Genomic DNA, 20,743 nt, shown 5'->3' on the forward strand with positions numbered 1-20,743 from the left:
TTATTGTTGCAGAACCGTTAGATCCGCCGTTACAGCTTACATTGTTCTGAGAAACTGTTGCAGATAATGCTGTTGGCTGAGTTACCGTTGCGTTCACGGTTCCGGTACATCCGTTTGCATCAGTGATGGTTACGGTATACGTTCCTGCTGCCAATCCTGTTCTGTCTTCAGTCGTGATGCCGCCACCCCAGTTGAATGTATAAGGTGCAGTCCCACCTGTCGGGGTTAAATTAATTGCTCCGGTTGAACCGCCGTTACAAGCTACGTTCGTTACCACTGTAGTTCCTGAAACGGATGTGGCTGGTTGAGTTACCGTGGCGTTCACCGTTCCGGTACATCCATTAGCATCTGTGATGGTTACGGTATACGTTCCTGCCGATAAGCCTGTGCGGTCTTCAGTCGTGATTCCACCACCCCAGTTGAATGTATAAGGTGCCGTTCCGCCTGTCGGAGTTAAATTGATTGCTCCGGTTGAACCGCCGTTACAAGCTACATTCGTTACCACTGTAGTTCCTGAAACGGATGTGGCTGGTTGCGTTACCGTGGCGTTTACCGTTCCGGTACATCCGTTTGCATCTGTGATGGTTACAGTATACGTTCCTGCCGATAATCCTGTGCGGTCTTCAGTGGTGATGCCGCCACCCCAATTGAATGTATAAGGTGCAGTCCCACCTGTCGGGGTTAAATTAATTGCTCCGGTTGAACCGCCGTTACAAGCTACATTCGTTACCACTGTAGTTCCTGAAACGGATGTGGCTGGTTGCGTTACCGTGGCGTTTACCGTTCCGGTACATCCGTTTGCATCAGTGATGGTTACGGTATACGTTCCTGATGATAATCCTGTGCGGTCTTCAGTCGTGATGCCGCCACCCCAGTTGAATGTATAAGGTGCAGTCCCACCTGTCGGAGTTAAATTAATCGCTCCGGTTGAGCCACCGTTACAGGCTACATTCGTTACCACTGTCGTTCCTGAAATATTAGTTACAGTTAAAGAAGCAGAATTTGATGTTGCTGATCCTGATGAATTAGAGGCAACGCAACGGTATTGATATCCATTCATTGCAGGAATTACTCCTGTAATGGTAAGTGTATTTGTAGTAACTCCGGAAAAGGGAGCTGTATTAGATAAAGCTGTAAATCCACTTCCTGAATTTTGATACCATTGATAAGAAGTTGCTCCTGTAGCGGTCACAGAAAATGATGTCGTTGCATTCGCACATGTCGTCTTATTAATCGGTTGCGAATTTATAATCGGTGCTCCTCCTAAAAATTGACATCCCGAATACAACCCTAAAGATGCATTATCAAGTATCCAGTTTGAAGTATTCATAACAGCTGTACGAATACCCGAAACATTCGCAGCTGGTACACCATTACAATTAAACTTAGCTGCAGAGGCTGTAAGATTTCCCGAAAACGGTCCCGTATAAAAGGCATTTGTTCCACCCGTAAGACCTGGTGGCATTAACGATGCATTGGGATTAGGAAACGGAGATCCGACATTCCAGCCTGCTGTAGTAGTTGAAGCAGTATAAAAATAGTTAATTCCTGCAAGAAAGGTTACGCCTGTTCCTGTAACACTTCCACTACCACCTTGAAATGCTATAATCTGATCACCAACATTAGATAATGATAGTCCATTTGTAGATGTACCCTCTGTACGAACCACCGTACCATTAGATGTAGAAGCAGCTGTAATAGGATTATAAGTTGAGGCCGCCAAACCTAAAATATACACTTCGGTACCTGCAGGAATAGCAGTTGAACTTGTCCACGTAATAGTAGATTCAGTGCTTCCTGCATTTTGCCATCCAGACCCATTGTATCCTCTGTCTGTAAAGCTTATAGATGTTCCACTGGATATGGGAACAAGCAAAACAAAAGAAAAACCATCTCCTACACTTGACAGAGGTGTAGAATCATAACTTGTAAATGCTATATCTCCCGCAGCCATTGATGTCTGTGCATTGGCAAGATAACCAAGCAAAAATATACCTGCTGAAAGCACAATTTTTGCTGTTTTTTTTAATTTAAAATAAATATGTTTCATATTAATTAATTTTCAGATTTTAAACTGACAAAACTGCTCCCTTTTTTTACACCAAAAGAAAGCAGCTTGTACCCACTCATAAATCCTTCATCTGTATAGATAATATCAACCCGAAGATGAGTTTCATTATTACATTTCACAATTAATCCGTTTTTTTCGTCTAATGTGATGATTGTTCCCGGCGGATGCGACTGATCTGTTTCATGATTGACGACTGTTGCTTCAACCACTCTTATATTCCATCCGTTCCATTGGGTATATGCACCTTTATTCCAGGGATTACATGCTCTTGATAAAGACTCAATAGTTCGTGCATCGCTTTTATTCCAAGAAATACACACATCATCAAGTCCAGGTTTTTTATAATATCTCGCTTTTGTTTCGTCCTGCTCCTGACCTACCTTATTACTCTGAAGAGAATTTAAAAGCTCAGGCAAAATACCGGATCCCAACCATGCCAGATTCGTACAAAGTGTACCGTGTGTGATACCATTAGTCAGCGGTATGGTTTTTTTTAAAATAATTGTTCCTGTATCAATCTTATTTTCAATATGATGAACGGTAATTCCTGTTTCTCCAGCTCCGCTTCGTATTGATTCAAAAACAGGATCCGCTCCGCGCATTTCAGGTAAAAGTCCATAATGAAAATTGTAGAATTTTTTCGGATATTTATTTAAAATCATATCAGGTATTTTCCATGGAAATGTCATTGTAAAAACATACTGAGCGTCATAACGAGTCACAAATTCATCAATTTTATCAAAGAGATTTTCCTTTTGAATCATTATGAAAGGTATTTGTGATTGTTTCTCAAGCATCATACAAAAATCTATTACATCTGAGTTATCAACAGGCACCCCTACTGCACACAGTTTTCCTTGCGAATACAAAGTCTGTAAAGCGGGAATTGCCATCCTGTTGTTACACAAAACTGCTACTTTTGCCATCATTTTATGATTCTAAACAGGCATAAGCATTAAGCCAGGTGTTTGCTTCAATACTTTGCACAAATTTGATGTCATTATTGAGGGTCTCTCGCTCATATTCAGTTACAGAAGACGGTTCTATATCCTTCAGCATACAGTTTTCAGTATTTTGATCTTGGGTAACAGTTGCAAGATAAACCTGTGCTTCCGTAAATCTGTTTTCAGGATTCATCCATACCTTTCCTCGAGGAGAATCAATAATAACATTATCAAAATCAGTATTTCCTTTTTCTATAAATAATGCAGCTTCCCAGCCTAAAAGAGAAAAAAGATTTGCTTTTCCGTCTTTAATACTGTTCATAGTACTAACAAAAATTTCGTTTTGATGAATATTCAGATGATGTGACCACGCTACTGCCGAGCTGAAATCAGTTCCGGGATACGGAATTTTAGACAGCCATGTTTCATCAGAAGTAAATCCGGTTACATACACTTTCTGACCGCTGATCGTATCTTTGCTTTCTGTAAAGAAATCTTCTGCCATATCTCCGCAAAAAGTTGCCAGTACTGCAGTTTCTCTCTGCTCCTGAAGATAATTGTAAAGCGGAGCAAGAGTGAAATCTGATCGCTTCAAGGGCGTAATATGATTAAAAACAATCTCCCCTCCTTTTTCCTCTACCGCTGCAGGATACACATACGATGGACGATAACCGGCATCATAAAAAGAACAGGTAAACGCAAACTTCCTATATCCGTCTTCAAAAGCCTTATTAACCACTACTCTTGCGCACAGACAGCCTTGCAATGAAATAAAATAAGCATTTGAAAGCCTTCCATGAAAATTAGGAAAATGGTATCCCGTATCTAAAACCAATAAAGTTTTTCCTGAGCTTTCAAAAAGACTGTGTATAAATTCTGCTGCCAGAGGATTGATGTAGCCAATAATTATATCAGCTCCATCCAATAAGAACTGTTCACAGCGTTCGTATATTTCTTCATGCTTTGCTGCAACTCCGATGCCTGCAGAAACTATTTCATGTTTGCCTTCCAGACCGATATGTTTCAATCCTTGTTTAAAACCATCCATAATATCAAAAGACATGGAAGGATAAATAACCGATTTTGGTAAAAGTAAAGCTATTTTCATTTTTTTAATAAAGCCTCTAACAGATTTGCTAGAGGCTTGGTATATAATTGTTAACTTCTTGAAGGGAATATTCCCATGGTACAAATAATGTAATTCATTCCTAAATAAGGCTGCTGATTATTAATCGGCTGAGTCTGTCCTGCCACACTTAGATTAAATGCATTTGCTATAGGTTTCAGCGTACTGTCGGCTTCCTCAGTAGAGTATAAACCCTGTACCGAAGCCAGCGTATTATTGGTAGGAGAGCCAGTGTCTCCTCCCTCTGAAAAAGTTTTAATAGAAACATTTTCTCCAATTGGCAAATGGGTATGCATTGGCATGTTTTGTATTGTACACGTTACTGTCGGCTGTCCCGAAACCTGTCCAAGTTGAAAACTCTTGACACCCGCTGCTAGACCTGTTCCCATAGGCATTCTTCCTGCAAAATTTGGCAGCATGAATGTCGTTCTGCCATCACCGCCGTACATGGTTCCTAAAAGTGCAAATAATGCCTGATTAGTATTGATAGCTAGTGTCTGACCCTGACAAAAAGCCCAATATTTAGGAGCAAAATTTCCGGCAAAAAGTCTTATTTCTGACATTGTTCCTTCCATAATGGTTTGTTTTTTTGATTTGTAGTATTAAGATTAGTTTCTGCTTGGATAAATTCCCTCAAGACAAATGATGTAATTGGTTACCATAATTGGCTGTACAATTCCAAAAGGTAAATTACCCCCTGTAGGACTTAAAGTACCGGAATTAGCAGCTGGTGCAATAAAAGTATCCGGAGCATCTGTAGAGTATGCACCCTGTAACCCTGCCAGGATTGCTCCTTGAGAAGAACCAGAATTACCTCCCTCAGAAAAAGAAGGAAATGTAATCGTAGCGTTAGCTGTGTGCGTATGAGCCGGCATTTGGGAAGTTGTCATGACAACAGTCTCATTACCACCTTTCTGTCCCAAAGAAATATTGGACAACCCATTTCCTTGTCCGGTTCCCACAGCCACTCTGCCACGAAGATCGGGAACATTGAAGTAAGTCTGATCATTTCCTCCAAAAACACTTCCTAATATGCTGTATGCAGCATTGTACTCTGCAATACTATATTGATTTCCGTTACAAAAAACCCATCCGCGTGGAGCAAAATTTCCGGCAAATAAACGAATCTCTCCTATATAACCTTCCATAATATTTTGTTTTAATTGTTATTAGTTTATGAATAATTTAAAATTTAGCTTCTCATAGGAAATTCACCATACATACAGATTACATAGTTCATCCCTATTGAAGGCTTGGTAATATCCAGCGGGGCATTTCCACCGGCAATACCGACCTGCAAAGCAAGCGGAAATGCCTTTGTTGTTGAGTCGCTTTCCTCTGTACTGTACATCTTATCTTTCGATGCAAGAACATTTCCCGCAGGAGACCCTGAGTTCCCGCCTTCAGAAAATGCAGGAATCAAAATATTTCCGGTTACCGAGTGGGTATGTGAAGGGAGATTTCCCGTATTGAGGGTTACAGAATTCACCCCTATCATTTCGCCCAATGCATAATATGACAATCCCGGTCCCTGACCCGCTCCCACAGCAGATCTGCCTGCAAGATTGGGCAGTCCGAATGTTGTTACACCATCTCCGCCGTAAGTTGTTCCCAAAATAGAAAACAAAGCAGTATTTGACCTTATTGCCATTAAGGATCCTGTGCAGTAAGCCCAGTTTCTGGGTGAAAAATTTGCAGCAAAAAGCCGGATTTCTCCAATTGTTCCGTCCATAATTATTAGTTTTTAAGGATTAGTAATTCAAAATCATTACGTTTTATAAAACATAACGATCTTATTTATTTTTATAGCAATGCTTTTAGTAATTATTTCTTAAAAATAAAGTACTATAAATCATCCACGATGATTGCGGATTTGATTTTATATCGAAGTAAATATTGTAGATTAAAGTGACTTCACGGGTCGTGAGTAATGCACAAAATAAGAACTATTTCTAGAGTTTTCATATAAATTTGGTTATTTGGTTAAAGCTTGAAAAATCAACTGATGATCTTTTACAAATATAATATTATTTTTAATATATCACATACCACAGATTAAAATTAATGTGAAATTTATACAATACTGTTATTATGAACTATATTATCAATAATCTTTTGTAATCAACTTGTCTTATACAAAAGTAACCTTATTCCGTTAATTGGCACTCCGTATTTTTACGGTTTTTTCCAATTCTATTTTAAGTGCATAATACTAGCTGGAGTAGTCCAAATTTCTATAGGGTTACTTTTTGAATTTAAAATAATAATTGTTTAAAATCAATAATAAGATGAATAACAAATGATCAAAAAGAGTTTAAAAAAATAAAAAACTGCCTTAGCAAGACAGTTTTAATAATGAATTTACAGGATAAAAAACTTATTTTTTTATCAACTGATAAACTTTACCATCTAAGTTTAGCAGAAAAATTCCTTTTGAAAGATTTTTTACAGAAATACTTTTCTTGTTTTTAAAAGGATTGATTTCGGAAACAAGTATTCTGCCTGATAAATCCAAAATCTGTGCAAGAGCAATCTTTTCCACATTATTACCTTTTACAAAAACACCATCATCAACAGGGTTTGGATACACTTTCCAACCATTTGATATAGCTGTAAGTGATTCTGCTGTAGATAAAGTTCCTAAATTCTGACAGTAATTGCTCGGATAAACATCCCACTCTGATATACTGAATGAAGTTGTTGGCTGACCAACGGTAGATTTTCGATATAAAGAAACATTACCTAAAACTGAAGAATTATTGGTTCCCGGAATACCAATTGCATCCACAGTACTAGATTTATATCTTAGCTCAACATACTGACTTCCGGTATAAGTCATTTGCGGAGCAGCAGTAACAAATTTTGCCTGAGTAATACTATAGCATGAAAAATTTGCCTCAGGATTTAATACTACAAAACTTTCATTGTTCTGAACGACTCCTTCCAACTCGTAAGGAGCCGGAAAATAATAATTGCTTCCACTCGGAAACTGTATAGATAACCTGTAGTCACTTAAATTTACAGGATGTCCTGTCCTATTGGTTATTTCTATTCCTTTATTGTTAGAAGTTCCTTCAAGGTATTTTGTAACCATTAGATCTTTTGCATAAACATCGTTAGCTAAAGTTGTAACAGAGACTATGTTGCTATCCGGAGACAAAAGATAACCATTATCATAAGCTTTCACAGTGTAAGTATAAGCTGTGGAAGGAGTCAGGTGATCTGCACTGAATACAGTTTCCCTTGTAGAGCCTATTAATGTTCCATTTTGATAAATTTTATAGCCTATAACATCAGAACTTGTACTTGGTGACCAACTCAGTGTGGTAAAATAAGCACTGTTTTGGGCTACATTTACATTGGAAACAGCCTGCGGAGCAACTGCATCAGGAGTCTGTCCCCAAATTACATTGACCCATGACGGATTATCTATAAACGGATTTCTGTTTTTTTGAATATTGTAAACCTTATTATTTCTGTCGATTTCTCTTTGAGAAACAGGATCCTGCTGATGCCACTGCAAAAGCATCGCAACATAAGCCGGATCAAAAGACCTTTCTTCAGTTCCGTCTAAAGGATTGGTATCTGAGGCGGGATTTGTATTATTATTAAAATTAAAAGTCGATAGTTTTCCTTCATATCGTACCGCAAAATAAAGCAAACTTCTGGCTACATCACCTTTAAACTCATCAATAGGCTCATAAACACGTCCTGTATAATCAACTCCGGGAATTGCACAATTTCCTATCCTTGAAGAATTGGTAAATGTATAATATATTGTAGAACCTACTATTCCATAGGGATAATTGCTTCTTAACTGATTGATTCTCGCATCAGCAGGAATTACATAAAATAAATCCGAATACATGGGATAATTACTGTAAAAAGTGCTTTGCGGCATCATGTGTTCCCTATTCCATCCTAAACCTTCAGCACCAGAAGATCCTGTAATATTGGCTGTTGTATATTCATACGCATCGGGACCGGTAGGAATTTCAGAATAAATATCCAGTAAAATAGTTGTATTTGAGGTTGTGTGATCATAATAAATATCCAGATCAGTCTGGTTATAATAATTGGTAAGATCTCCGTAATGCCAGTTAATATTTTTTGACGAAATAATATCATGCAGTTTAGATTTCAGGGCATATCCGGAAAGCCCAGCCGTTCCATCATAATAACCGGAAGGTATTTGAGCAGAAACAACAGCAGATAAAAAAAGGATAGAAAATAAAGTTTTTCGCATATCAATAAAAATTGGACGGCTAAAATAGCTATTATATCTTTTAACTTTACAAAGTTACACATTAATATTATGTTAAAATAAAAACACACTTAATATTGATTTACAATCCCTTAAACAAAATAAATTAATATACAATATAAAATTCTTTATAATTTCGTCATTTTAAGTATCTTTGGAAAATAACTATATCTAATATGAATACAGAAACGATTAACAACATTAAAATGATAGCAGAAACAGCGAAAGAATTTGCTGAAAAAAATATCAGACCCAATATCATGGAATGGGACGAAAGCCAGACTTTCCCTAAAGAACTTTTCCATCAATTGGGTGATATGGGCTTCATGGGAATTGTTATTCCTGAAGAATATGGAGGTTCTGGTCTGGGTTATCATGAGTATGTTGCTATTCTTGATGAAATTTCTCAGGTAGACCCATCTATCGGTCTTTCTGTAGCTGCACACAACTCGCTTTGTACTAATCATATATATGAATTTGGTAATGAAGAGCAAAGAAATAAATGGCTCCCACAACTGGCGAGCGGAAAGGTAATCGGAGCATGGGGACTTACTGAGCACAATACAGGTTCAGATTCCGGAGGAATGTCTACAACTGCCGTTAAAGACGGTGACGAATGGGTAATCAACGGTGCCAAAAACTTTATCACTCATGCCATCTCAGGAGATATTGCTGTCGTAATGACCAGAACTGGAGAAAAAGGTGCTAAAAATAATTCTACCGCATTCGTTTTAGAAAAAGGAATGGCTGGTTTCACCTCAGGAAAAAAAGAAAACAAATTAGGAATGAGAGCTTCAGAAACCGCTGAGCTTATTTTTGATAATGTGCGTGTTCCTGATTCTCACAGATTGGGTGAAGTAGGCGAAGGCTTTAAACAGGCAATGAAAATTCTTGACGGCGGAAGAATATCGATCGCTGCGTTGAGTCTTGGTATTGCCAAAGGAGCTTATAAAGCGGCATTGAAATATGCTAAGGAAAGAAAACAGTTCGGAAAATCAATTGCAGATTTTCAGGCAATCAATTTCATGTTAGCTGATATGGCTACCGAAATTGATGCAGCTGAACTTTTGATCCAGAGAGCTTCTACCCTAAAGAATACCAAACAAAAAATGACCAAAGAAGGAGCAATGGCTAAATTGTACGCTTCAGAAGCTTGTGTAAGAATTTCTAATAATGCAGTACAGATCTTCGGAGGTTATGGTTATACAAAAGATTTCCCGGCAGAAAAGTATTACAGAGATTCTAAACTTTGTACGATTGGAGAAGGAACTTCAGAAATTCAGAGATTGGTTATCGGAAGAGATATTACAAAATAAATTCCAAAATTAGATTTATACAGAGACTCAGCCTTATGGTTGGGTCTTCTTTTTTAGCTTAAATAATTATAGATTTTATTTATCAAAAATTACTTTATGATAGACAAAAATATTTTATATTTGCACTCGTAAAATTAAATCAAAAACAAAAAATTATGTCTTTAGTTGGAAAAAAATTCCCAAATGTAACCATTGATGCAATGAGTGAAATGGGCGATGATTTGAAAATCAATGTCTTTGAAGAAGCGGCTTCAAATCATCAAAAAGTACTTTTATTCTGGTATCCGAAAGATTTCACTTTCGTTTGCCCAACGGAACTTCATGCTTTTCAGGAAGCTTTACCTGAGTTTGAAAAAAGGAATACAAAAGTGATTGGTGCTTCTTGTGATACTAACGAAGTTCATTTTGCATGGTTAAATGTATCAAAAGACAACGGAGGAATTGAAGGAGTTACTTACCCTTTATTGGCTGATACTCACAGACAATTGGCAAATATGTTGGGAATTGTAGATCAGGATTTTGAATACAATGAAGAAGGTGAAGAAGTTTTCACAGGTTCAAATGTTACTTACAGAGCAACTTATTTAATTGATGAAACAGGAAAAATCTTCCACGAATCAGTAAACGATATGCCTCTTGGAAGAAACGTAAAAGAATATTTAAGATTAATTGATGCTTATACTCACGTTCAGAAGCATGGTGAAGTTTGTCCTGCAAACTGGGAAGAAGGAAAAGAAGCAATGAAAGCTGACAGAACTTCTACTGCGGAGTATTTGGCTAAGAACTAATACAATGTGTTCATTTGAAGATGAGATAATTTGAAAATTTAATCACACGATTATCTAAAAATTATCTCATTTTCTATTGATTGACATTTTCAAATTAATCAATTTTCAAATTTTCAAATTAAATTTATGTATACAGAATTGGCAGAAGATACGTTGCAGAATATTGTAAACGACAACGAAAAAGTAGTCGTGCAATACGGTGCAACATGGTGCGGAAACTGCAGAATTATGAAGCCGAAATTTAAAAAACTGGCTTCTGAAAATGAAAGCATCCCTTTTTTATATGTAGACGCAGAAAAACTTCCTGAAAGCAGAAAACTAGCTAAAGTAGACAATTTACCCACCTTTGCCATCTTCAAAAACGGTGAACTGGTTAATCAGGTGCAGTCTAATCAGGCAGAAAGTCTTATTAATTTATTTAATGAATTAGCATAATGAAGTTACCTATCATAAGACAGTTTTATCAAAATCAGACTCCGGAAAATCTGGAAAAAACATTAGAAGTTTTGGAGAGCTTCTCTGAGTTCAGAGGTACGACAGAAGAAGATCTTAATGTAGCAGGTGAGCTTATCACCAATATTTGCGGGGCTTTGGAAGTTCACACCAATGTACAGAACGGAATGAGCGAAAAAGATGCGCTTAATTCTTTCGCACAGAAAGTTTTGGGTTCTATTGATAAATAACCTTTCATCTGAATGAAAATAAAATGCAGCTTCAATAAGCTGCATTTTTTATAATAACTCATTTTTCACGGTTTCAATAAACTTTTCTACTGCTTCATCAGAAGTATTCCACGAAGTGATGAGCCGAATAGCCGAATAGTTGACATCTATTTTCTTCCAGATATAGAATTCAAAATTTTCTGATAATTTATAGATAAGCTGATGATTCAGAATAGGAAAAATCTGATTGGTATAGGTTTCCGATAGAAACTCTACTCCATTGCTTCTCAGATAATTTTTAATTTTCATCGCTTGCTGATTGGCTTTTTGTGCTAAATCAAAATACAGATTTCCGGTCATCAGTTCCAAAAACTGAATTCCCAATATTCTGCCTTTGGCAAGCAAAGCTCCCTTTTGTTTAATATTAAAAGCAAAATCCTGCTGCAATTCTGCGGAATTAATAATAATAGCTTCACCAAATAAAGCTCCGTTTTTGGTTCCGCCCAGATAAAAAACATCGGTAAGTTCGGCAATATCTTTTAGTTCCAAATCACTATTTTCGGAAGCAATAGCCTGTCCGAGGCGCGCTCCGTCCATAAAAAGTAAAAGCTCTTTTTCCTTACAGAAAACAGAAAGCTCTTGAAGCTCTTTTTTAGAATAAATGGTTCCAAGTTCCGTAGAATTGGAAATATACACCAATTTAGGCATTACCTGATGCGGAATATTCCGGTGGGCTTCCAAAACCGGAATAATATCCGATGGAGAAAGCTTCCCGTCTGATTTTTCAACTCCTAAAATTTTATGTCCGGTTGCTTCAATCGCTCCGGTTTCATTATTCAGAATATGTCCTGTAGCAGCAGAAATTACACATTGGTAAGGTTTTAAAAGAGAAGAAATGACAATCAGATTTGCCTGAGTTCCGCCGGAAACAAAATAAATATCCGATGATGGACTGTTAATTTCAGTTCTTATTTTTTCTTTTGCTTTTTTTGAATATTCATCTTCACCATAACCCGGCTGCTGATCAAAATTATATCTCACCAAAGCTTCCAGAATTCTGGGATGACAGCCTTCGGAATAATCGTTTTTAAAGGAAAATTTCATACAGCAAAATTATAAAATCAAAGCTAATCAAGACCAGGTTTAAAAAATATTTTGTTAGATTTGTAATTATAAGTATCTAACATTTGAAAGCAACACTCACAGAAGAAAATTACCTGAAAGCTTTATTTCATGTCGTAGACGATGAGGGAAAAGTAACGATCAACGAACTGAGCAAATTTCTCAACGTAAAAATGCCGAGCGTCAACAATATGATGAAGAAGTTTGCTGAAAAAAAATGGGTTATTTACGAAACATACAAACCTCTGAAAGTGACAGAGAAAGGAAGACGCGAAGCTGCATTAGTCGTCAGAAAGCATCGTCTTACAGAAATGTTTCTCGTTAAAAAAATGAATTTTGGTTGGGAAAATGTACACGAAATTGCAGAGCAGCTGGAACATGTGCATTCTAAAGTTTTTTTTGATAAAATGGACGAAATTCTGGATTTTCCCAAGTTTGATCCACACGGAGAACCTATTCCCGACAAAGACGGAAATATCATTTCGCAGGATTTACAGAAATTAAGCAGCTGCAAAGTAGGGGAAACTGTCATATTTACTTCTGTTACTTTATCTGATGATGCTTTTCTTAATTATTTAACCGAAAGGAAAATTCTTCTTAACACAAAAATAAAAATTCTGAAAATTGAAGATTTTGATCAATCGGTAACCGTCGAAATTGCAGGAAAAACAGAGATTTTAAGCAAAAAGGCAACTGAAAAAATCCTAGTAAAACATTAATAAAAAAAGCGGATTAAAATCCGCTCTATAATATAAGTAATATTAATTAAAATATTTAGTAATTGCTTCGTCAGTTGGTTTCACTTTACTTGGAAAACTTTCAATCAGTTTTCCGTTTTCGTCAATTAAAAATTTGGTAAAATTCCACTGGATATCGGTATCTTTTACTCCGTTTAAGTTCTTATCAGAAAGATATTTGAAAATAGGAGCCGTATCATCTCCCTTTACAGAAACTTTGGAAGCGAGGGGAAACGTTACTCCATAATTTTTCTGACAGAATGCACCGATCTCAACATTGGATCCCGGTTCCTGTCCGCCAAAATTATTTGCGGGAAAACCTACCACAACCAATTTTTCTGCATAATCTTTAGAAATTTTTTCAAGATCTGCGTATTGCGGTGTGTAACCACATTCTGATGCTGTATTGACGATCAGAATTTTTTTTCCTTTAAAATCAGCAAAATTTATGGTTTTGCCTTCTTCCAATGCATCTACTTTATAATCATATATTGATTTTGACATAACTTGTTGGGTTTTTACTTTAGAAATATCCTTTTTTTTCTGCGCGCAGCTGTTAAAAAACATTGCAAATGAAACCATTACTATGAAAATCTTTTTCATTATAGAAATTTTTTACTTAATTAAAACTTAAAACTATTTACAGGGAAGACCTTATTGATTTCCACTTTGTTGAGAAGCATGACATAATCTCCGTCTTTTTTGGCACTCGAAGATTCTATCCGAAAAGGCATCATCAAATTTCCTACCTTTTTGTAATCGGAGTATGATAATGTTTCATCTTTTTTCACTTCCTTCAAAAGCATGTAAGATCTTGTATCAAAATAGTAGTAGTTTTTGTTCACATTTTTCGTCAGTTCCACTTTGTGACAATAGATCTCTCCTATTTTTTCTTTTCCTAAATATTTTGCTTCAAAACCTTTATTTTCCCAGTCGATAAAATCATTATCAAAGCTTTCAGCAGTATATTCTTTATATTCCTGAAGCTTATTGGTTGCATAATTCATCGCATATCCTTTTGTCCCGTCATAGCCTTCAATAGCCGTATCTTTTCCGCCTATGGTAATGACGGTTTTGGTTAAATTGGGTCTTTGCTGATAAATTTTGATAGGATATTCATCTTTAATGCCTAAAATTACTTTTCCCTGAAGGAAGACGGAGTTCAAAAGTTTCCAATTGGTCAAGCCTCCGGATAATTCTATATTCTTGTCTATAATTTCTTTAGCAGTCTGAGCAAACGACAGTTGCGAAAATATAAGGACAAATGCTACAAGCAATTTCTTCATTCAATCAATTTTTTCCAAATCAAATATAAGACTTTTTAATTTGAAAATTTAAAATTGAAACATTTTGAAAATTGATCCCGTAACATCTAATTTTCAAATTATCTAATTAATACATTTTCAAATTAATTTTCTGGCTTTTTCCAGATCTTCCGGCGTATCAATTCCTACTCCAACGAAATTAGTTTCAATCAGTTTAATTTTCATCCCATATTCCAAATAGCGGATGCATTCTATCTTTTCGGAAATTTCCAGAGGCTTCATTTCCAGTTTTGAAAACTGAAGCAAAGCATGCTTTCTGAAAGCGTAAACTCCGATATGCTTAAAATAATCAACATCATAAGAAATCTCTCTGTGAAAAGGAATGACAGAACGGCTAAAATATAATGCAAAACCGTTGTTATCGGTAATTACTTTTACATTATTCGGATTTTCTATTTCTTCTTTTTCGTAGAGTTTTATTTTTAATGACGCTAAAGAGATTTCCTGATTTTCATCCTGCTTAAAAACTTCAATCAGCTGTTTCAAGGGTTCCAATTTTAAAAACGGCTCGTCACCCTGAACATTGATCACTATATCACAGTCGATATTTTGTACTGCTTCAGCGATTCGGTCGCTTCCTGTTTCGTGCTGTCCGGTCATTACAGCTTTTCCGCCATTATTTTGAATTTCATTAAAGATAATTTCAGAATCTGTAGCTACAAAAACCTCATCAAAAAGTCCGGTTTCCACAACATTTTGATAGGTTGTTACAATCACTGTTTTTTCACCCAAAATCTGCATCAGTTTTCCGGGAAAACGGCTGGCTTCGTAGCGTGCAGGAATAACGGCTATGATTTTCATATTTTTCTTTCTTGAATTAAACCAGATTAGTTTTCACACTTGTGTCGCAGCCCGACTTGAGCGGAGCTCTTTTTGCCGAAACAAAGTGCAGGCAAAAAAGCGGGAGCGGAAGGCGGATAAAGCTGCCATAAAAAGCCGAAGACCAAATCTCCGGCAATTTACTATCATTTATTTAAAACTCAAATTCTCCTATCAGAATTTTGCTGTCTTTTTCCCGTTTATTTTCTTTCTGGCTTTGGAAAACGGCAATTTTTCTTTCCTGTCTTCCGTCAGAATAATGAAGATAAACTTCTGCCATAATTGTAGTTGGACCCGAAAGAATATTCTGTCTTTCGCCGAAAAAATTGGTTTTGATTTTATATTTTCCTTTAACCGCTTTTTTTAATAAAAACTGTTCCGGACCGAAACCTTGGGTAAAATCATTGCTCAGTCTTCCACCAATCGCTGTGGATTTATGCGAATATGAGCACTCTTCACCTTTGGGATCTGTTACCCAAAGATCAATATCGGTATTGTCTTTATTCCAATTGATCACCACACGAATATCTACAGGAAGATCAGCTTTCAGACGGTCATCAATTTTGCTTGCATCAACATTTTTATTCTGCTTTAAAATATTGTTGATTTCCATAATCAAAATTTCTTCAATACCATTGTCACGAGCCGAAATTTCATCTGTAAATTCCTGATAGAGCAAAGATTTATAAATATTTAAAGCTTCCTGCGGTTTTTTATTATCAATTAAAGCCAAAGCATAATCTCTGTGACTTTGAGCATCGAAAGGTCGCCACTCCAAAATCTTCTGTGTTATCCACAATTCTTTGTCATAATCACCTCTTTGTTTCAGCAAGTAAGAAATGGTTTTATACAATTCTTCGTTTTCCAAATCAAGTTCGGCGAGTGTACTCAATACTTTTAAAGCTAAAACTTTATCACCTTTTTTAAATAAAAGCTTAGAAACATCAAAATAATAGGTAACCTGTTTTTCATGTTTCGCTCTGTTTTCCAGATATTTTTGATAAATTACCTCTGCAGATTGCAAATTCTGGAAATCTTTCATGTATTCTGCCTTGCTTTCAACATCGACTAAAGTGATTTTTCCTTTAGGCTTAGTTTCAGATTCTAGTAATTTTGCAGAATTCGAAACATCTATAGCGTAATCAGCAACAGGAGATGCCTGAACTTCCCTTACTGCATTTAGCGGTGGCGGTGCATCAACAACAGATTGATTCGTAACTTTAGGATAAACTTTCTTTTCTTCAGGTTTAAATTCCGTATTCCACCATGTTTTTAATTCTCTGGTTTTGTCGAATGCTTTGGATAAAAGAGTTTTTCGTTGCTCTAAAACATTTCTTTTGTTCTGATTGACAATTTTCTGATAATCAGCTAATAATTCCTGAGGTGGAGTAATTTTGTATTTTACATAATCATTAATATCATCCAGGACAATCAAGCTTGTATTTTTACTTACCACACCAAACTGCTCACTGATATTTTTGATTTCGTTTCTGTTTTTTGTGGAATTTACTTCCAGTTCGTCAATTTTTCGCTGAGCCCAAAATTGAGCAATCTGCCAGTTTTCGGTTGACAAAGTATTTGTAAAATCTACCGGAACTTCAAATTTTTCTTTTCCTATATTGAAAACAGCAGTCAGCTTTCCCAAATTTCCCGAAGCGATTCCGAAAATATTGATGGGTTCATTCACCACGGAACCAATATTGGGAAAAACTTCTTTGATGCTTGGGTTTTCTTTAAAACCTAAAAATAGAACAGGCAATTTTTTAAATTGTTTTAAAGCATTTTGTGTATCGTTTTCGTTTAAATTAATAAAATTTCCACCTGATTGATTGGCTAATGTTTTCAGCAAATTAAAATCAGAAGTCGGTGTACTGGTAATGCTGCTTAAAGGTTTTTTAAATTTAACCGTTAAGTCTCCGAAATTAGAAATTCCATCAGAAAAAAGAAGTGACTCCTCTACTCCATCGATTTCCTTTAGAGCTCCAAAATCGGTTCCGCCGTCGTATTTCAGATTTAGAATTTTAGATTTTAAAGCAATCCAGTCTCCTTCCGAGATCATGAATTCTTCTGCTTTATCTAATGTATTGTTTAAAGTAATAAATGAAACTGAAACATTTTTATTGTCATTAAAATAAGCATTGAGAAAGTCTATTTCCTTATCACGGTTTCTTTTGGAACCACTAAAAGAATTATCCCAAATAATCGCAATTTTCTGAGACTTTGGTCTTTCTTTTACGGGAAAATCAGCATTTACATTGGCTGCAAAATAAGACTGATCTCCCAAAGCTTTTTGCATCAGAACATTGGAAGTCTGGTTGGTTTTAGGAAGATTGATCTTCAGACTTTCATGTGGTGTGAAGTTTTGTTTTGAAAGCTCAGCAACCCATTGGTTTCCTTGTTTTTGAAAAGAAAAACTTCCGTCCGGATTCTCAACAATTTTTGGGGTTGAATTTCCATCATTAATCCAGACTTTCAGATCAAATTTGGGAATATTTGTCGCATTGGCAAAACTCAAAAAATACTGATATTCTGAAGCTGAGTTTTTGAGTTCCTGATGATAGGTAATCTGAACGGTTCGGCTTCCTTTTTCAGGTAAAGGATAAATTCTTGTTCGGAAATTATTTCCCTGAACTTTCTCAATAATTCCTGGATCAATATTTCTTTTTTCTACACTTTCAAAAACTTCTTTTGCTCTTTCTTTAGGTACAGGAACTGCATTTCTAAGCTTTCCGTTGATATCTAAGGCATAACCGCTCACACTTACTCCATCCGGAAGCGGAAAAGTAAGTGTGCCTTCGAGAATTCTGTTTCCTGAATTGTAAAAAGTATACGTTGCCGTTGTTGTAGCAAGATTTCCCAAAATCTTAGTTTCAAATTTTGCGCTTTGAAGAATAACAGAATGTTTCTTCTCACCAGAAATTTCCAATAAAGGAATCTGTGCAAATGCCACACTAAAAACCAGCGATGCGATAAGAGTGGTAATTTTTTTCATAATTGTATTTTTGTTTTCTTTAAAAAATATTGTTAGTTTTTACTGATTGTCCGCTTTTAATGATAATGCAGTTCTTTGAATACCAAGCTCACAAAGTTTTGTATAATCGACTGCTTTTAAAGTTCATAAAGATGCTAAGCTTATAAAAGTTTACTCTATTTTAATTATGACAAATTACGGATATTCAGTTAGTTTTTACTCCAATGTTGATTTTTTCTCAAATCAAACAACTTTTTGTAAGTACTTCTCAAACCATAAGTTCCTGTTGCGCCGTAATCTTGTATAACTTTCAATTTATTGCCAGCATAAGTAATTTTTAATATTACTGTTTGATCATCTGTCCAATTGACTGCATAATTGTCTTTTAAATTCGGAAAATCTATGTATTGTAAAGTTCCGGTTAGACTTTCATATTGTTTCTCATCTATAACTGTATGAAATTTACCTTCAATATTTTCAGACCAGCTTTCCATGTTATTACTAAAATTGAAATGTTCTGCAATGAAATGTGCATTTCTGTTTTGATCAATTGATAATTGAAAAACCGGACAGGTTCCAAAACATCCCGAAGTTAAAAGCTCAATCTTCTGTATAGGAATATAGTTTTTATCATTTGAATTATACTCGACAAATTCTCCAAATTTATATTCTAAATTCTGAACAAAAGGCGTTTCTTCGAATTTTTTTTCCTCCCAACTTTTTATAATAGGTTTATAAATAGACAATAAGTTTTTACCATTTATTTTTTTTATTTTCGGAGTAAGATAATTTTGTAAACCAAGCGAAAAATTAATAAAACGGTACTTATTATTTCCAAAACTTAAAATTACAATAGGATCGTAGCTGCATGATTGATTTCCGGAGCTTATACAATGGTAAGCATCTCCTAAAACTAAAAGGTCAGTATATCCATTATTATCGAAATCTGTTTTATAGAAACTTTTATTTACGCCTTCTTTTTTTGCAATTTTTTGGTTTTCTAAAAAGATTAAGTCGTCTGTTTTAAAATCCTCTATCTTTTTTACTTCGTAATGATTAAAAGTTGAATCGGTTTTTCTAATAAAACTCTGAACTTCTTCCTGAGATTTTAAGTTATCTATTTCGGTCTTTTTTACAACGCTTTCTTTGTCATTACAATTAATAATAGACAAAAGAGAAAAATAAATGATTGTATTGAGAATTTTCATCACTTTTTAATAAGCAGCTTCAGCTGATTCATCTGCTGCTTTTACCACTATAAATGGAAAAACCGACTGAATTTGTTTGGTTACAATTCCGAAGTTGAACCCTTGAACCGTACCAATTCCACTGAAATTAACTGCAATTAATTGTCCGCACTGATTAAAAATAGGTGATCCGCTGGCTCCGTGTGTAGAAGTTACACTATATTGAATTTTTGTTCCATCAGATTCTTTACTGATTTGTCCGTTATATAACTGAACTTTCACACCAGCATTAGTCTTAGCCAAATCTTCGCCCAAAGGATACCCAATCATTACAGCTTTTTCGCCTGGTTTCAAAGATGTATCATCAATAATAGCATTATTTAAACTGATAACATTTACAACTGTATTTGGTGTTTCTTTTGAGATAAGCTGCAAAACACCAAGATCAATATCAGATTCTTCTGAAATTTTTTCAACGCTGCAAGGAAGCCATTCTTCAGAAGAATTGTGAAGCGCAATAGAAATATCAATTGTCTTCATGTATACCTGGATATCGTCTTCCGATACATATTCTTTATGTGGAATAGAAGCTGCAATATCAACAGCTTCGGCAGCCGAATCTACTGTTGATTCATTTGAACTGACGAATTCTTCGCCATTTCCTTCTTCATTTTCAATTTCGCTATACTCGCCTTCTTCATTAAATTCGGATGAAGCATTTCCCCAGTTAGAAGCAATAAAAGTTTCGTAACCATCTGAAGAAATATCTTTTGTAAGAAGTGAGGCTATTTTTCTGCGAATATTTGAAGCTTCTCTTTCAATGTTCTCTGTATTTTCAGAAGAGAGCCAAGGCTGTAAAACGTGACTATTGGAAATCATATTCCCTTTTCTGTCTACAAAAAATGCAGTTCCTGTAAGCGTCTGCTCTGAAGCTTCAGGAATATTGAGCTGAATTTCTTTTCCTTTAATTTTTGCAACAAAAGCATATCTGTGTTTCACCATTACAACAGCATCTTTGTATGCATCGTAAATTTTGGTCTCGGTATCTAAACATGTATTTTCAACAATAGGCTCAACTTGATGATCTTTGTAATATTTATATCCGAAATAAGAAGCGCCTCCTAAAAGAATAATTCCTCCTAAGCTAAAAAATGCAATTTTATATGGATTTTTTTTCTTTTGTCCTTTTGCAACCAAAGTTGCTCCTGACTTTTCTAAAGGTTGCTCCTGCATTTCATTTGAGTGATTTTCAGAAACTGTATTTTCTGTTTCTGAATTTTGCAGTGCTGAAAAATCATCAGAATGCAAATTATTTTTTTGATGTGGTAAATCCTGATTTAGCTTCTGGCTGAAATCTTTTTTTTCATGTTCCATTTATGTTTTTGTATTAAAATTAATTGGTTTTTTTATA

The 20,743-nt window shown here is 35.5% G+C and carries 19 protein-coding genes; 5 read left to right on the forward strand and 14 right to left on the reverse strand.

What is annotated here, in order from left to right; translation table 11 throughout:
- The 7 genes from FOL89_RS04015 to FOL89_RS04045 all read right to left on the reverse strand — a co-directional run.
- Positions 1-2,050: beta strand repeat-containing protein (locus tag FOL89_RS04015; RefSeq protein WP_394344711.1), on the reverse strand; the 2,050-nt coding region annotated here is incomplete at its 3' end.
- A 5-nt stretch (positions 2,051-2,055) separates the two neighbouring features.
- Entirely contained in the window at positions 2,056-2,997 is a 942-nt protein-coding gene (locus tag FOL89_RS04020) for a formyltransferase family protein (RefSeq protein ID WP_185146907.1), read from the reverse strand.
- A 4-nt stretch (positions 2,998-3,001) separates the two neighbouring features.
- On the reverse strand, positions 3,002-4,123 hold the full coding sequence (locus tag FOL89_RS04025) for an ABC transporter substrate-binding protein (protein ID WP_144281572.1): 1,122 nt from the start codon (positions 4,121-4,123) through the stop codon (positions 3,002-3,004).
- 50 nt (positions 4,124-4,173) lie between these two features.
- Entirely contained in the window at positions 4,174-4,716 is a 543-nt protein-coding gene (locus FOL89_RS04030; protein WP_144281573.1) for a phage tail protein, read from the reverse strand.
- A gap of 33 nt (positions 4,717-4,749) precedes the next feature.
- Positions 4,750-5,289 carry a phage tail protein gene (locus tag FOL89_RS04035; protein WP_144281574.1) on the reverse strand — a complete coding sequence of 180 codons (540 nt, stop codon included), beginning with the start codon at positions 5,287-5,289 and terminating at the stop codon, positions 4,750-4,752.
- Positions 5,290-5,333: 44 nt separating this feature from the next.
- Positions 5,334-5,873 carry a phage tail protein gene (locus FOL89_RS04040; protein ID WP_144281575.1) on the reverse strand — a complete coding sequence of 180 codons (540 nt, stop codon included), beginning with the start codon at positions 5,871-5,873 and terminating at the stop codon, positions 5,334-5,336.
- A 645-nt stretch (positions 5,874-6,518) separates the two neighbouring features.
- Positions 6,519-8,387, reverse strand: coding sequence for an endonuclease (locus tag FOL89_RS04045; RefSeq protein WP_144281576.1), 1,869 nt, complete (start codon positions 8,385-8,387; stop codon positions 6,519-6,521).
- Positions 8,388-8,581: 194 nt separating this feature from the next.
- On the opposite strand from FOL89_RS04045, the gene FOL89_RS04050 reads away from it, so the two are divergent.
- The 4 genes from FOL89_RS04050 to FOL89_RS04065 all read left to right on the forward strand — a co-directional run bounded on the left by FOL89_RS04050 (position 8,582) and on the right by FOL89_RS04065 (position 11,192).
- Positions 8,582-9,721, forward strand: coding sequence for an acyl-CoA dehydrogenase family protein (locus FOL89_RS04050; RefSeq protein WP_144281577.1), 1,140 nt, complete (start codon positions 8,582-8,584; stop codon positions 9,719-9,721).
- A 155-nt stretch (positions 9,722-9,876) separates the two neighbouring features.
- The gene (locus FOL89_RS04055; RefSeq protein WP_144281578.1) at positions 9,877-10,509 is read left to right on the forward strand and encodes a peroxiredoxin; all 633 of its coding nucleotides are present in this window, start codon (positions 9,877-9,879) and stop codon (positions 10,507-10,509) included.
- A 126-nt stretch (positions 10,510-10,635) separates the two neighbouring features.
- Positions 10,636-10,944 (forward strand): thioredoxin family protein, encoded by a 309-nt coding sequence (locus tag FOL89_RS04060; RefSeq protein WP_144281579.1) that lies wholly within the window; start codon positions 10,636-10,638, stop codon positions 10,942-10,944.
- On the forward strand, positions 10,944-11,192 hold the full coding sequence (locus FOL89_RS04065; RefSeq protein WP_144281580.1) for a DUF6952 family protein: 249 nt from the start codon (positions 10,944-10,946) through the stop codon (positions 11,190-11,192). The genes FOL89_RS04060 and FOL89_RS04065 overlap by 1 nt, the downstream gene beginning before the upstream one ends.
- Positions 11,193-11,240: 48 nt before the next feature.
- Here FOL89_RS04065 and FOL89_RS04070 read toward each other — a convergent pair whose 3' ends face one another.
- Positions 11,241-12,275: a threonine aldolase family protein gene (locus tag FOL89_RS04070; protein WP_144281581.1), complete on the reverse strand. Its 1,035-nt coding sequence runs from the start codon at positions 12,273-12,275 to the stop codon at positions 11,241-11,243.
- Between the two features lie 83 nt (positions 12,276-12,358).
- Between FOL89_RS04070 and FOL89_RS04075 the strand changes: the two genes are divergently transcribed.
- Positions 12,359-13,012 (forward strand): metal-dependent transcriptional regulator, encoded by a 654-nt coding sequence (locus FOL89_RS04075; protein ID WP_144281582.1) that lies wholly within the window; start codon positions 12,359-12,361, stop codon positions 13,010-13,012.
- Between the two features lie 42 nt (positions 13,013-13,054).
- Here FOL89_RS04075 and FOL89_RS04080 read toward each other — a convergent pair whose 3' ends face one another.
- From FOL89_RS04080 to FOL89_RS04105, 6 genes are all read right to left on the reverse strand, one after another.
- A complete protein-coding gene (locus FOL89_RS04080) occupies positions 13,055-13,633 on the reverse strand; it encodes a glutathione peroxidase (protein WP_144281583.1) in 579 nt (192 codons plus the stop codon).
- A 20-nt stretch (positions 13,634-13,653) separates the two neighbouring features.
- Positions 13,654-14,316: an outer membrane lipoprotein-sorting protein gene (locus FOL89_RS04085; RefSeq protein ID WP_144281584.1), complete on the reverse strand. Its 663-nt coding sequence runs from the start codon at positions 14,314-14,316 to the stop codon at positions 13,654-13,656.
- Between the two features lie 117 nt (positions 14,317-14,433).
- Positions 14,434-15,156, reverse strand: coding sequence for a 3-deoxy-manno-octulosonate cytidylyltransferase (gene kdsB / locus FOL89_RS04090; RefSeq protein WP_144281585.1), 723 nt, complete (start codon positions 15,154-15,156; stop codon positions 14,434-14,436).
- 172 nt (positions 15,157-15,328) lie between these two features.
- Entirely contained in the window at positions 15,329-18,166 is a 2,838-nt protein-coding gene (locus FOL89_RS04095) for a VIT domain-containing protein (protein ID WP_144281586.1), read from the reverse strand.
- 188 nt (positions 18,167-18,354) lie between these two features.
- Positions 18,355-19,353 carry a DUF6438 domain-containing protein gene (locus tag FOL89_RS04100; protein WP_144281587.1) on the reverse strand — a complete coding sequence of 333 codons (999 nt, stop codon included), beginning with the start codon at positions 19,351-19,353 and terminating at the stop codon, positions 18,355-18,357.
- A 6-nt stretch (positions 19,354-19,359) separates the two neighbouring features.
- Positions 19,360-20,706 carry a trypsin-like peptidase domain-containing protein gene (locus FOL89_RS04105; protein ID WP_144281588.1) on the reverse strand — a complete coding sequence of 449 codons (1,347 nt, stop codon included), beginning with the start codon at positions 20,704-20,706 and terminating at the stop codon, positions 19,360-19,362.
- Between the last annotated feature and the right edge of the window lie 37 nt (positions 20,707-20,743).

The organism is Chryseobacterium echinoideorum, from assembly GCF_007474535.1.
In the GTDB taxonomy this organism is placed as follows: domain Bacteria; phylum Bacteroidota; class Bacteroidia; order Flavobacteriales; family Weeksellaceae; genus Chryseobacterium; species Chryseobacterium echinoideorum.

Excerpts from the sequence above, each read along its gene's own strand:
- FOL89_RS04020 (WP_185146907.1), bottom strand. The coding sequence starts at position 2,997 with ATGGCAAAAGTAGCAGTTTTGTGTAACAACAGGATGGCAATTCCCGCT.
- FOL89_RS04025 (WP_144281572.1), bottom strand. The coding sequence starts at position 4,123 with ATGAAAATAGCTTTACTTTTACCAAAATCGGTTATTTATCCTTCCATG.
- FOL89_RS04030 (WP_144281573.1), bottom strand. The coding sequence starts at position 4,716 with ATGGAAGGAACAATGTCAGAAATAAGACTTTTTGCCGGAAATTTTGCT.
- FOL89_RS04035 (WP_144281574.1), bottom strand. The coding sequence starts at position 5,289 with ATGGAAGGTTATATAGGAGAGATTCGTTTATTTGCCGGAAATTTTGCT.
- FOL89_RS04040 (WP_144281575.1), bottom strand. The coding sequence starts at position 5,873 with ATGGACGGAACAATTGGAGAAATCCGGCTTTTTGCTGCAAATTTTTCA.
- FOL89_RS04045 (WP_144281576.1), bottom strand. The coding sequence starts at position 8,387 with ATGCGAAAAACTTTATTTTCTATCCTTTTTTTATCTGCTGTTGTTTCT.
- FOL89_RS04050 (WP_144281577.1), top strand. The coding sequence starts at position 8,582 with ATGAATACAGAAACGATTAACAACATTAAAATGATAGCAGAAACAGCG.
- FOL89_RS04055 (WP_144281578.1), top strand. The coding sequence starts at position 9,877 with ATGTCTTTAGTTGGAAAAAAATTCCCAAATGTAACCATTGATGCAATG.
- FOL89_RS04060 (WP_144281579.1), top strand. The coding sequence starts at position 10,636 with ATGTATACAGAATTGGCAGAAGATACGTTGCAGAATATTGTAAACGAC.
- FOL89_RS04065 (WP_144281580.1), top strand. The coding sequence starts at position 10,944 with ATGAAGTTACCTATCATAAGACAGTTTTATCAAAATCAGACTCCGGAA.
- FOL89_RS04070 (WP_144281581.1), bottom strand. The coding sequence starts at position 12,275 with ATGAAATTTTCCTTTAAAAACGATTATTCCGAAGGCTGTCATCCCAGA.
- FOL89_RS04080 (WP_144281583.1), bottom strand. The coding sequence starts at position 13,633 with ATGAAAAAGATTTTCATAGTAATGGTTTCATTTGCAATGTTTTTTAAC.
- FOL89_RS04085 (WP_144281584.1), bottom strand. The coding sequence starts at position 14,316 with ATGAAGAAATTGCTTGTAGCATTTGTCCTTATATTTTCGCAACTGTCG.
- kdsB (WP_144281585.1), bottom strand. The coding sequence starts at position 15,156 with ATGAAAATCATAGCCGTTATTCCTGCACGCTACGAAGCCAGCCGTTTT.
- FOL89_RS04095 (WP_144281586.1), bottom strand. The coding sequence starts at position 18,166 with ATGAAAAAAATTACCACTCTTATCGCATCGCTGGTTTTTAGTGTGGCA.
- FOL89_RS04100 (WP_144281587.1), bottom strand. The coding sequence starts at position 19,353 with ATGAAAATTCTCAATACAATCATTTATTTTTCTCTTTTGTCTATTATT.
- FOL89_RS04105 (WP_144281588.1), bottom strand. The coding sequence starts at position 20,706 with ATGGAACATGAAAAAAAAGATTTCAGCCAGAAGCTAAATCAGGATTTA.